The organism is Megasphaera hutchinsoni (assembly GCF_001553405.1).
Lineage (GTDB): Bacteria > Bacillota > Negativicutes > Veillonellales > Megasphaeraceae > Megasphaera > Megasphaera hutchinsoni.
This window is the reverse complement of the sequence record NZ_KQ960952.1, coordinates 1-12,008: the sequence shown is the minus strand read 5'-3', so window position 1 is coordinate 12,008 and position 12,008 is coordinate 1. Positions and strand designations below refer to the sequence as shown.

At 40.2% G+C, this 12,008-nt stretch carries 13 protein-coding genes; 1 reads left to right on the top strand and 12 read right to left on the bottom strand.

Going from position 1 to position 12,008, the window contains the following annotated elements; all coding sequences use genetic code 11:
• Positions 1–8 precede the first annotated feature (8 nt).
• From HMPREF3182_RS04025 to HMPREF3182_RS03985, 8 genes are all read right to left on the bottom strand, one after another.
• On the bottom strand, positions 9–527 hold the full coding sequence (locus HMPREF3182_RS04025) for a DUF6921 family protein (protein ID WP_062485600.1): 519 nt from the start codon (positions 525–527) through the stop codon (positions 9–11).
• 16 nt (positions 528–543) lie between these two features.
• Positions 544–2,898 carry a heavy metal translocating P-type ATPase gene (locus HMPREF3182_RS04020; RefSeq protein ID WP_062485597.1) on the bottom strand — a complete coding sequence of 785 codons (2,355 nt, stop codon included), beginning with the start codon at positions 2,896–2,898 and terminating at the stop codon, positions 544–546.
• A gap of 56 nt (positions 2,899–2,954) precedes the next feature.
• Positions 2,955–3,266 (bottom strand): ArsR/SmtB family transcription factor, encoded by a 312-nt coding sequence (locus tag HMPREF3182_RS04015; RefSeq protein WP_269596012.1) that lies wholly within the window; start codon positions 3,264–3,266, stop codon positions 2,955–2,957.
• 941 nt (positions 3,267–4,207) lie between these two features.
• Positions 4,208–4,828, bottom strand: a complete 621-nt coding sequence (locus HMPREF3182_RS04005) for a hypothetical protein (RefSeq protein ID WP_062485594.1) — start codon at positions 4,826–4,828, stop codon at positions 4,208–4,210.
• Positions 4,825–6,891 carry a fibronectin type III domain-containing protein gene (locus HMPREF3182_RS04000; protein ID WP_156439311.1) on the bottom strand — a complete coding sequence of 689 codons (2,067 nt, stop codon included), beginning with the start codon at positions 6,889–6,891 and terminating at the stop codon, positions 4,825–4,827. The genes HMPREF3182_RS04005 and HMPREF3182_RS04000 overlap by 4 nt, the downstream gene beginning before the upstream one ends.
• Complete coding sequence (locus HMPREF3182_RS03995; RefSeq protein ID WP_062485590.1) at positions 6,788–7,237, bottom strand: tetratricopeptide repeat protein; 450 nt, start codon at positions 7,235–7,237, stop codon at positions 6,788–6,790. The genes HMPREF3182_RS04000 and HMPREF3182_RS03995 overlap by 104 nt, the downstream gene beginning before the upstream one ends.
• Positions 7,238–7,582: 345 nt before the next feature.
• Positions 7,583–7,813 carry a helix-turn-helix domain-containing protein gene (locus tag HMPREF3182_RS03990; protein WP_000857133.1) on the bottom strand — a complete coding sequence of 77 codons (231 nt, stop codon included), beginning with the start codon at positions 7,811–7,813 and terminating at the stop codon, positions 7,583–7,585.
• Positions 7,810–8,232 carry a sigma-70 family RNA polymerase sigma factor gene (locus tag HMPREF3182_RS03985; protein ID WP_000804885.1) on the bottom strand — a complete coding sequence of 141 codons (423 nt, stop codon included), beginning with the start codon at positions 8,230–8,232 and terminating at the stop codon, positions 7,810–7,812. The genes HMPREF3182_RS03990 and HMPREF3182_RS03985 overlap by 4 nt, the downstream gene beginning before the upstream one ends.
• Positions 8,233–8,737: 505 nt before the next feature.
• On the opposite strand from HMPREF3182_RS03985, the gene HMPREF3182_RS03980 reads away from it, so the two are divergent.
• On the top strand, positions 8,738–9,091 hold the full coding sequence (locus HMPREF3182_RS03980) for a helix-turn-helix transcriptional regulator (RefSeq protein ID WP_001227347.1): 354 nt from the start codon (positions 8,738–8,740) through the stop codon (positions 9,089–9,091).
• Between the two features lie 59 nt (positions 9,092–9,150).
• Here the strand turns inward: HMPREF3182_RS03980 and HMPREF3182_RS07440 are convergent, their stop codons facing one another.
• The 4 genes from HMPREF3182_RS07440 to HMPREF3182_RS03970 all read right to left on the bottom strand — a co-directional run.
• Positions 9,151–9,318 (bottom strand): cysteine-rich KTR domain-containing protein, encoded by a 168-nt coding sequence (locus tag HMPREF3182_RS07440; RefSeq protein ID WP_000336323.1) that lies wholly within the window; start codon positions 9,316–9,318, stop codon positions 9,151–9,153.
• A 118-nt stretch (positions 9,319–9,436) separates the two neighbouring features.
• Positions 9,437–11,356, bottom strand: coding sequence for a tetracycline resistance ribosomal protection protein Tet(M) (gene tet(M) / locus HMPREF3182_RS03975; RefSeq protein WP_000691736.1), 1,920 nt, complete (start codon positions 11,354–11,356; stop codon positions 9,437–9,439).
• Positions 11,357–11,371: 15 nt separating this feature from the next.
• Positions 11,372–11,458: a tetracycline resistance determinant leader peptide gene (locus HMPREF3182_RS07435; RefSeq protein ID WP_011058339.1), complete on the bottom strand. Its 87-nt coding sequence runs from the start codon at positions 11,456–11,458 to the stop codon at positions 11,372–11,374.
• A 274-nt stretch (positions 11,459–11,732) separates the two neighbouring features.
• Positions 11,733–12,008: conjugal transfer protein (locus HMPREF3182_RS03970; protein ID WP_206445547.1), on the bottom strand; the 276-nt coding region annotated here is incomplete at its 5' end.

Below are 12,008 nucleotides of genomic sequence, written 5' to 3'. Positions count from 1 at the left end.
ATTCCCGCTCATCTCATTTCTTCGCTGTCCATAATCATATAGTCCATCCGTGTTAGCGTTGTAACGTCAATAAAATCATCCGATACCAGAAATACATCATACTTTCCACTTACCACTCTTGATAGCATCATTGTGTTACTGTACTCTTTCAGATCTACTAAAAAACCGGCCTGTTTCAACCTATCACAGAGTTTCTTAGCATAACTGACAAGCGGATAATCCGTCTCAGATACATATAACCGAAAACTAATGTCCGTTTTCATGAGATCTGTTTCATTTGTTTTCGAATCGTCCAGTGCCAATTCTTTTAATTTATTCCGGGTGTTCTCATTGTCGAGACCATCTGACATCATATTAATACCGAGAACATAAGAGCCTTCCAACTGTGCGGCGGCTTGGGCAGATTTTTTGGCTTTCGGTGTTACTCCTGTGACTGCATCAATCATAGAGGGCGGTGAGTGCAAAAGTACACCGAAACCTGCAAGAAAAACAATTGTAACTGCTAACAGAATCAATTTCCGTTTCACATTGCCACCTCGTTTCTTATTTTTTTAAAATCCTCATTGCGTTCAAAACGGCAATTATGGTAACGCCTACATCACCAAATACAGCTTCCCACATTCCAGCTATACCCAGAGCACCAAGGATCAGGAACACACTCTTAATTCCAAGGGCAATCACTATATTCTGCATGACAATTTGCTTTGTCACTTTTGCCACATCAATCGCATCCACCAGCTTAGATGGTTCATCTGTCATCAGAACCACATCCGCAGCTTCAATGGCCGCATCTGAACCAAGACCACCCATTGCGATACCAACATCCGCACGAGCAAGGACAGGAGCGTCATTGATACCATCACCAACAAAAGCTAATTTGCTTCCCTGTCTCTTTTTACTGTCTAAAAGCTCAACCTTTTCCACTTTTTGATTAGGAAACAGTTGTGCATAATATTCATCCAACTGCAATTCTTCCGCAACAGCCTTTCCGATTTTTTCATCATCACCAGTAAGAATGACTGTTTTTTCCACACCGATATGTTTCAAATCAGAAATTGCTTTTTTGCTGTCCGGCTTTACTTCATCTGTTATCAGAATGCATCCGGCATATTGACCATCTACTGCTACATAAACCTTTGTACCAACTTTTTCACAGGCTGTGTACTCCACATGCTCTGAATCCATAAGTTTCGTATTGCCGGCATAAACTTTCTTCTTTCCTGCCATGGCACTGATTCCATATCCGGAAATTTCCTTGTAATCAGAGATAACTGATTGGTCAATTTCTTTTCCATAAGCAGAGAGAATGGATTTTGCAATAGGATGGTTAGAAAAGCTCTCTGCCTGGACCGCATACTCCAGAACCTGTTCTTTTGAAAATCCATTGGCAGGCAGAATATCAGTCACATTGAAAACACCCTTTGTAAGTGTTCCTGTTTTATCGAACACAATAATGCTGACATTATTAAGCGCCTCTAAATAATTACTTCCTTTTACAAGAACACCTCGTTTAGATGCCGCACCAATACCTCCGAAGAAAGTCAGCGGGATTGAAATGACCAATGCACATGGGCAAGATACCACAAGGAAAACAAATCCTCTGCGAATCCACTCTGTCCAACCTCCACCAAGAAGGATTGGTGGCAGAATTGCCAGAATAGCTGCTAAGATTACAACAACAGGAGTGTAATAACGTGCAAATGTAGTAATGAAATTTTCTGTTGGTGCTTTTCTACTGGACGCATTCTCCACAAGATCAATAATCTTTGAAGCAGTAGATTCACCAAATGCTTTCGTTGTCTTAATCGTTAAAACACCCGTCTGATTCATACAACCGGAAAGTGCTTCGTCTCCTTTATGAACGCTTCTCGGAACCGATTCTCCAGTTAAAGCCCTCGTATCCAGCATAGAATCTCCATCCAATACCACACCGTCTAATGGGATTTTTTCACCAGGCTTTACAATAATAATCTCGCCAATGGCAACACTTTCAGGAGATATGGTAATCAATTCTCCGTTCCTTCTGACTGTAGCACAATCCGGACGTATATCCATTAAATCTGATATAGATTTTCTGGAACGCGCAACAGCCAATGACTGGGAAAATTCACCAATTTGATAGAACAGCATAACAGCAACTGCTTCCGGATATTCACCAATGACAAAAGCACCAATCGTAGAAACGCTCATCAGGAAATGTTCATCAAACACACGTCCCTTTGAAATATTCCTCACAGCTTGCCATACAACATCCCCGCCAAGAATAATATAGGAGACAATGAGAAAAACTAACTCGACAGGCAGTGGCACTTTCGCAAAAACTGTCAATGCCATACCAATACCATAGATTGCTGCGCCAATCGCTAAACGAATCGTCAACTTCTTGTCCTCATTGTTATAGGATGTATTGGTATCCTGTTTTTTTGCAGGTATATAGTATTCCTGTGCAATTTCGGAAACTTCTACATCTGGCTCATGGCTGTGGACAATCGTTTCAATCTGACTGTCTATTGTATTTGCGGCAACTGGAGCAACATTGATTGTCAGCGTCTGCTTCATCAAATTTACAACTGAGGATTGTACTCCATCCAATTCTCCGACTTCTTTTTCAATTTTTGCAGAACAATTCGGACAGTCCAAGCCCTTTAACGAATAACTCTTTGTAACATTCATAACGGTTTCTTCCTGAACTTCCACATCGGGCTCATGACTATGAACAATCGTTTCAATCTGACTGTCTATCGTATCTGCGGCAGCTGGAGCAACATTGATTATCAGCGTCTGCTTCATCAAATTTACAACTGAGGATTGTACTCCATCCAATTCTCCGACTTCTTTTTCAATTTTTGCGGAGCAGTTCGGACAGTCCAACCCTTTTAATAGAAATATGCGTTTCATGATAATCTCCTTATAATTTGTTTAATTGCTCAATTACTCAACTATAATATTAAAAATTATTGTTTCTGCCAAAGATGCTCAAATCCCTTGTCAATAATCTCTTTCACATGATCATCTGCCAGCGAGTAGTAAACTATCTGTGCTTCTTTACGGAATTTTACCAGATTCGCTAGGCGTAATGCCTTTAACTGATGCGAAATTGCAGATTTTGTTACCCCCAGTAGCACTGCAAGATCACATACACACATCTCACTCTGTTCTAGAGCGTATAAGATTTGTACTCTAGTTCCATCTCCAAATAGCTTAAACAAAGAAGCCAACTGGATATAATCATCTTTTGGCTGCATCTTGGATTTCACATCATTCACAATATCCTCATGAATTACATCGCAATTACAAATATAAGACGTTTTTGACATATATTCACCTTCAAATAATAATAGTTGAACAATTACTCAACTATTATTGTACTTATTTTTAAATTTATGTCAATAAACTGATGTTAGTTCCCCATAAATTTTACAATTAAAACCAGCTCTTTATTCTTTCCTTAATCTTTTTTTCCCAGTATACCGTTTTGGCTTTCTTGTCACACTTCCTGTAAATCCCGATTTGTCAATTTCATTAAATATAATTTTTATCTTTCTCAAGTGTATACAGATATGTAATCGGATTCTGTGCCAACCGATTCAACTTCAATCCAGCTATCGACTTTCCTAAATAGAATTCTTCATTCTCATCAAGTGGAAATACGGCTTTCCGTTCTCATCAGGGAACTCAAACCGGACAAACCAGTACTCATATAGGGTCTTAATCATTGCAGCTAAATTATCATTTATCGCTGGGGTACAAAAAAGGCACACGTTTTAACAATATACAGCGTTTACACTCGACCTTATGACGTTGATGTGTTTCCACTTACTGCAAAATCACTCTCAAAAAGTGCCGGTACACAGTCGGATTATAAACCTTTTAACGATAGCACCTGAAAACTGTTGCCCCACAAGGGCTGCTATGCACCCCCCTAATCCGCCCTGGACATTAACGCAACACTCTCGACGTGCCTTGATAGCCGCTATACACTGCGGTGATAATATACGCCCATGACGGGGTGGGTAATTTTGCGCTTCTGCGGCCTCACTCAAGCCAAATCCCAAAGGTGGCACATTTTTTGACACGAACTCAGTTGCAATACTTTCTCCCCTATAAGCAACCTTAATGCGCCAATTTCGTAAGTGGACAAGATTATCATAATTATTGCCGATATTGACAGTATTCTTATCATTTATAATCTGTAATAATTTTTGCACTAGTATTCCCCCACCACAATAAATCCCGTCCCTCGAATATAGCCGCTTTCCGTCTCATACGTAGCCTGATCCCAAATCCGGTTACGCGTCCACCCTTCGGAAGATATAATCCAATTTGACCAGTACCAGTTTGCGGAACTATTATAAACCTCCCATATCGGCACCTTCGGTCCCCCCGACGTATAATCAAGCGCGTTAGTAATGGCAAGCATCCACGACCAAGGGCAGTCCCACCAATACGCAATGCCGTTATCCATAGCGGTTGCGTATAAATCCGTACCTACCGGCTGCACCCACAAATGTGCTCCCGGTGTATGATCGATAGCTATAAACCCGGCCCGGTATTGATTATATCCAATACTCCCTTCGCGTGCTACCCTGTCATAGCGCATTTCCGCCTCCGTGTCCCATGTACCGCCATGTTCGATAGTCATAGTTTTAAAGTTTTTCATACCGAGCTTATAGGTAGACGTATCTTGTATATTAACGGGATTACCGTAAACCGTTTGCGGTTCATACCCAAAGGCGACCGCAAATTTATCAATTATCCGTACGTTGCTTTGCGATGGTGCCATGCGTTTAGTACCATGCTCATCATATGTTTCAAATCCGGCAGTCATTCATTCCACACTCCCATCCGTACACGCAAATTATTATTATCGTCGTATATTAAAATACAGTTATCCCGTATTTCCATTCTTGCCCCCGTTGATTTAGTGCGTAAGACCCCTATATTGGCCGTGATACTGCTTAAATCTTTTACGTCCAGCTTATCGCCGGTGATGGCACCAGCCTGTATCATCCCCTTCGTAATAACATCTTTATCAATCACCGTATCGCCCGTGATATGGACCTGCTTACCCGATAGCGTCACGCCCTGCAAGCCTAATGCGACCTCGCTTTTAATGTCTCCTTTGGACACCTTCAGTCCGATAGCGTCCTGCAGTTGCGTTATAGCGGTATATCCCGCCGCTCTCGCACTCTCCACGCTGGACAAGTTACCGACTATTCTCGTTACTTCTTGCCGGGCTGTCGTCGCCTTGGCGATTTCACTTTGTACGGCTTTATCTATTTTTGATAAAGTAATGGTTTCTTCTCCGATAAGGGCCGGATCAATGGTTTTACGTACCGTGGCAAGAACGGGTTCACTATGCTCTCCCACGTTATTATACGTCCACCACCGTGCCTCCACGCTATATACCTTCGGCGGCAGCGAAATGAATATACCTCTTCTTAGCTCTTTAGTCCCGGCATAATAGTTTTTGTTATCGATTTTAATGGTTCCGCGTATACATACCGCATGCTCTCCTTCAGCCCGTTTCAACGTAATACGTAAGCCTCCGATTTCTTCACGTATCGTTACAATCGGTGCCTTCGGTCGAATAATATGATAAGGCGCACTACCGGCTGCGCTCCATTGTCCCCATATATCGTGTGCATATACATATACCGTTCCGTCATACGGCGCTCCAAGTATATTTTCATCTTTAAAATAAATATCGGTCGTTCGTCCGCAGTAGCCGCTTGACCCCGGTTCACCGGAGCTTCGGATTTCATAAAAATCAATATCTCCGTCTGCGGCTTCCCATTTCGTTACTTGCATAGGTGTTTCGCCTATCGCCTCAAAGGTAGTCGTTACCGCCTTCGGTGCACCGGGTGCCGCTTGTACTCCCGTTACCGTAATCCGGGCATCGGGCCTTTCCACACTCCCTTGATGAATAACGGCAATCTCGTAAGTAGCTCCTACCGTAACCGCAGGTATGATCATCTGTCCGATGCCCTCTCCGGCACATAGCCACTCACCCGCATTCATGCGATAATACACCGCCCCGGATGCAGTAGTAGGTTGCCAGCATACATGAAGGTCAAAATGAATACGTCCGCGTGTGCCGCGACGAGCCAGTACGGCCGGCTTAACGTCATGAATGGCTACGGTTTCGATGTTCTCTTTTTTCTCTTTTGTTACCACACTGCATTGTGCATAGTCACTCGTAAATCCATCCGCCATTGCGCAAACCCGTATATAGTATTGCGTAAAAGGAACCAGCCCTTTAAGGGTAATCCACATTTCCGGCGTGGTTGCATAATAGTTCCATGTCGTATCTTGTCCTCGCCGATAATATACAACATACTGCTCTGCCGCAAGTGTTCCTTTCGGCATAGACCAACTTATATGGACATTTCTTTTTTCTCCACCGGTCATATCATCGATGGCTTCTAACAAACCGGGTGCACGTAATGTACGCGGTAAGGGAGCATACGCTATAGTAGGATACCGTGACCAATCGGTGTCATATATGCTTGCGTCATATTCTATCGCCGTAAGGGTGATGGCATGTTCACCACTTTGTGTAATCTTCGTAATACGATAGGGCTTAATCTCTTGTGAGGGCTCCGATAAAATGTAGCTGTCATAGGGTGCCGGCATATCCGCTTCCGTATAGGCAGGCGTAGGTATCCAGGCTCCCGTTACGTCTGCTTTTACCTTGCGTGTAACAAGCCCTCCGTCCGTACCGTGTATAACCGTAAGTGTATAGTATCGGGCTTGTACGTTCGGTACCTCTTTATCTAACCGTATCTCATCGGTAGCGGCTTTTACGACTCTCCCACTTGCCGCACCTAATTGCGCCGCCGTATGACTTACTCCGATGATATCTCCGTATTGACAGGCAAGTCCCGCCAACTTGATAGCACACTCCTAAAAGAGTTTGTGCAGATGCATCTCCTTGGGCCGCCGCTTTTTGATACCATTCTACTGCCTTTTTATCATCCTGTGCCACTCCCTTTCCAACTTGATAGCACAATCCTAAATGAGTCTGTGCATCTGCATCTCCTTGGGCCGCCGCTTTTTGATACCATTCTATTGCCTTTTTATCATCCTGTGCCACTCCCTGTCCATATTGATAGCACTTTCCTAAAAAAGTCTGTGCCTTTGCATCTCCTTGAGCCGCCGCTTCCGCCGCTTTTTGATACCATTCTACTGCCTTTGCGTAATCTTCTTTTAAAAAATCAAATCGAGATTCTGTCATGATTTAGTCCTCCCGCTCTTTTCCTTCTGAAAATATGAAAATCTAAATATATAACTGATATGAATACGTATGTGGCACGTTGAGAAAATTCCCGATTTATCCCCCGAGGGGGAGGGTGCAAAAGGGTGCACTTTTGAACGATATACAACTTATACACTCGACCTTATGGCGTTGATATGTTTCCACTTACTGCAAAATCACTCTCAAAAAAGTGCCGGTACACAGTCGGGTTATAAACCTTTTAACGATAACACCTGAAAACCATTGCCCCACAAGGGCTTCTATGCACCCTCCTAATCCGTCCGGGACATTAACGCAACACTCTCCACGAAAGGAGAGAGGATATTACTTAATTTCAAATGACAAAATCTTTGTAATCAGTCTGGTTTCCATTCTTCCACGTAAGACTTCATCAACGACCATACTTTGATTGCCATATTCATCTTTCATAAGTCGTAGGGAACGCTTCGTTATGTACCCTCTGTAATGATGTAGAATCTGGTTAATCGCTTCGGTATCGCCATCTGTTGCCTTTACAATGAGAGGAAAGGGAATCATAGGATATTGTGTTTTCATTCTTCAAATTCCTCCATAAACTTTTTAATTAAGGCTAGTCCACTGGTTCTATGCCGATAGACAGTAGAACGGTTCAATTTCAACAGGTCTGCAATTTCTGAATCGCTCATGTCCATAAAGTAAAACAGCAGTAGAATTTCACGTTTCTTGTCTGGCAACTCACGTAATGCTTCACTCAACAAATCATTTTCAACGCCTACTGATAACCCATTGAGTGTAAAAATCTGAAAGTCAGTTGAATAGTTATCTGTTGTCGCAAACTGGCTAACAAGATAATCGCCAACATCCGAAAAGGACACCTCACGCTTTGCAATCCTTGAAAGATAAAGCATATAATTCTTTCGCTCGTCTTCCATAGCACGTTTACAGATATAGTCAAACTGATTTTCTATTGTGGTCTGAAAAGAAGATGGTTTCATGTTTCTCACCCCCCTTTCTGTCTAGGAAAGGAAGTGAGCCTTGCTCGTTTATCTCCTTTCACTCTTAGTCCCAATGTGAAAGGGGGATTTGTTGCATTACTGATAAATAAACTTTGTAAAAAAGTTCTGAATAGCCAAAAAAGCATATAAACAGATTTATTTCTCTGTTTACATGCTTCTGTTATTCTATCTATATGATTTATAAAACCACATTGGTGGACGTACTTATCTATTGCAGATAGACGACTTTTTTTGACAAGAACCCAATGTAAGGAAATTTATTGTATATGATGTACTTCATGGCGACGTTGACCTCCAACAAACCGCCATTTGGAAGTAATATACAATATTTTAACAGCGTAAATAGCACTACCATATAACGGTTTTTTTTATTGGCGTTTAGTAGTGCTTTTTATTAAATATAAACCTATAAACCATATAACACGTTTTTCTATACCTGTTTTTAATTCAGTAGGAACAATAAAATGTATAGAGGTGGTCTACTATGCGTAAAAAAGAAGATAAATATGATTTTAGAGCCTTTGGTTTAGCCATTAAAGAAGCTCGATTGAAACGAGGTTTAACTCGTGAACAAGTGGGAGCATTGATTGAAATTGACCCACGGTACTTAACTAATATTGAAAATAAAGGGCAACACCCCAGCATACAAGTTCTTTATGACCTTGTATCGTTACTTCATGTTTCCGTTGATGAATTTTTCTTACCTGCTAATAACTTGGTAAAAAGCACCCGACGATTACAGATAGAGAAATACATGGATAGCTTTACAGACAAAGAACTATCCTTAATGGAATCTTTAGCCAGCGGTATCAACGAAGCAAGAAACATCGAAGACTAATTAAAAGAATCCATACATAACGGAAAGAGCCGATAAAATGAGATTGTATTAATCTCATTTTATCGGCTCTGCGTCTTTGCGTCTGGCTCTGTAATCACAGTTACTTTGAACTGCTTTATTTCAATTAAATTTTCTTGTCTGCATTTCGGACAATAGAGGGGGAATTTTTTTAATTCAGTATCTTCCCTTATCTTTAATCGTGTTTTATTTCCACATACAGGACACAATATCCACTTGTAGTTTATAATAACTATCTCCTCCTTTACACTTTAATTCAAATCTTTATTAAAAAATATTTCATCTTATTTAACAAGAAACCATATTTATATAACAACATAAAATACACTAAGTTATTTTATTGAACATATATCGTACTTTATCTATCCGACTATTTGGACGACGGGGCTGGCAAACAGGTTCACCGGTAGTAACATGGTACCCTTTTAACTCTGTTAAACAAACACTACGTCCATTTGTAAAGAAAGTTAAATCACTACGATATTCTTGAATACACCGAGCAGGGATTTCTCCACTAAGAATGACCTCATTATTTTTCAATTGAGTGTCTACGATGTTCGCACAATATTTAGGAGCATCGTTGTATGCTCGTGAAAGATATTCCTGTGGCGCATAAATTTTAAAACTAAGATATGGCTCTAACAATTCTGTTCCAGCTTTTTTTAAGACTTGTTCCAATACAATAGGAGCAAGCATCCGAAAATCTGCTGGGGTACTAACAGGGCTATAGTATAAGCCATACTTAAAACAGATTTTACAGTCCGTCACATTCCAACCATATAATCCTTGTTCGCAACCATAGCGTATCCCTTCCATAACTGCATTTTGAAATGATTGATTTAAGTATCCAAGAGAAACCGAGCTCTCATACTGCATTCCACTTCCCAACGGAAGCGGTGATACAGATAAACCAATGGAAGCCCAGAAAGGATTTGGCGGCACTTCGATGTGAATGGTATATTCTGCATTTTTTAACGGTCTCTCCATATAAATGACTGTAGGCTCTTTTAGTTCTATCTCCACATGATACTTTTCTTGCAACAGTGCACTAATCACTTCCATTTGTACTTTCCCTAAGAAAGAAAGTATAATTTCATGTGTCGTAGAATCCACGTAATATCGTAGAAGCGGATCACTATCTGAGATTTCCAAAAGGGCATCAAGCAACATTTCTCTCTGTTCAGGTTTACTCGGTTCAACAGTTGTTTGTAGTAGAGGGTGCGGATTTTCAATCTTTTTTCTCTGTGGCAATAGTTTTGTATCTCCAAGAACACTATTTAACTTCAAAAACTCATTTTGCAAAATAACAATTTCTCCAGAATAAGCTCTATCAATCTTACATAATTCACCATTTATTGAAGTATACATTTCTGTAACTTTTATTTTTTCTTTTTCTGATACTCTAACCGAATCTCGTAAATGTAGTACTCCACTATAAAGGCGTATATATGCAAGACGTTGTCTTTTTTTTGTATATTCAATTTTGAAAACATTTCCGCAAAGTTCAGACGGACCTCGATGTGTTGATGAATAAAATTTATTAGTAATAACTTCTATAAGGTTATCAATCCCTATATTACTTTTTGCACTTCCATGATAAAGAGGGAACAGAGAACAATTCTGAAATCTTATGCTTTCCTCTTGTTCGAGTTCCAATGCTTCTAATGATTTACCGGACATATATTTCTCTAAAAGGTCATCGTTTCCCTCTATTACCGTATCCCATTGTTCAGATTCGGTAAAGTTCGTCACACACATATTAGGATACAGTTCTACCTTCTGTTTGATTACAATTTCGGCAGAAAGTTTCTCTTTAATATCCTGATAAACCGTTGATAAATCAATTCCATTTTGGTCAATCTTATTGATAAAAAAGATTGTGGGAATCCCCATTTTCCTAAGTGCATGAAATAATATACGAGTTTGTGCTTGTACGCCATCTTTTGCAGAAATCAGTAGAATTGCCCCATCTAAAACTGATAATGAACGATATACTTCTGCTAAGAAATCCATATGTCCTGGCGTGTCTATGATGTTCACCTTCGTATTTTCCCACTGAAAAGAGGTTATTCCTGTCTGAATTGTAATTCCTCTCTGACGTTCTAAAAGCGTATTATCCGTCCTCGTTGTACCTTTGTCCACGCTTCCTAATTCTGTAATCGCTCCACTGTTATATAATAAGCTTTCTGTTAAGGTAGTTTTTCCTGCATCAACATGAGCTAAAACTCCAATATTAATAATTTTCATGTGATTTTCCTCCATTCAAAAACCCAAAAGGGCATAAAAATCCCAGTGATAAATACTTTTATCACTGGGATTTTTATGCATAACCATAGGTATACAAAGCATACAGATATTCTCTGGATACTTTAGAATCACATGATAAAGGTATTCTTAAACTGGGTACAAAAAACTAAGCCCTCCTAAAAAAGGACATCCAATTATTTGTTCCCACTATCAAATTGACAGTTTATTTAAGAATACCTTGCCGCATATTTATTAACTCCTTTTAAATAGATACTTAAATAATAGCACGTAAGAGCATATTTGTAAAAGAATCTCCAATTTTTTATCAAAAAGAGTACATGATTACAAAGTATCTGTAATCATGTACCAATATTTGTTATTTTACAATCTTCCAATTACTCCCGTTCTTTTCAAGTACCAAATCAAATTGAGATACCTGCGTTGCTTTGGTCTGCTGGTCGATATACTCCACTGTCAGCGATACCGTGACTTGATTATCCTTACGATTGTGAATAGGATTTACCAGTTCTTGAAAGATGTACTCTTTTCCGATTGGTTTTAATATCCCGTCATTCACATAGTAGGAAAGTTCACTGGCTGTCGCTGTAGGATAGAGCTTCGTGGCTCGTTTAAAAAAGACAAGGGACAGGTC

Bases quoted from the DNA above. Each gene is read 5' to 3' on its own strand.
- HMPREF3182_RS04020 (WP_062485597.1), bottom strand. From the start codon at position 2,898: ATGAAACGCATATTTCTATTAAAAGGGTTGGACTGTCCGAACTGCTCC.
- HMPREF3182_RS04005 (WP_062485594.1), bottom strand. From the start codon at position 4,828: ATGACTGCCGGATTTGAAACATATGATGAGCATGGTACTAAACGCATG.
- HMPREF3182_RS03995 (WP_062485590.1), bottom strand. From the start codon at position 7,237: ATGACAGAATCTCGATTTGATTTTTTAAAAGAAGATTACGCAAAGGCA.
- HMPREF3182_RS03990 (WP_000857133.1), bottom strand. From the start codon at position 7,813: ATGAAAACACAATATCCTATGATTCCCTTTCCTCTCATTGTAAAGGCA.
- HMPREF3182_RS03985 (WP_000804885.1), bottom strand. From the start codon at position 8,232: ATGAAACCATCTTCTTTTCAGACCACAATAGAAAATCAGTTTGACTAT.
- HMPREF3182_RS03980 (WP_001227347.1), top strand. From the start codon at position 8,738: ATGCGTAAAAAAGAAGATAAATATGATTTTAGAGCCTTTGGTTTAGCC.
- HMPREF3182_RS07435 (WP_011058339.1), bottom strand. From the start codon at position 11,458: ATGCTTTGTATACCTATGGTTATGCATAAAAATCCCAGTGATAAAAGT.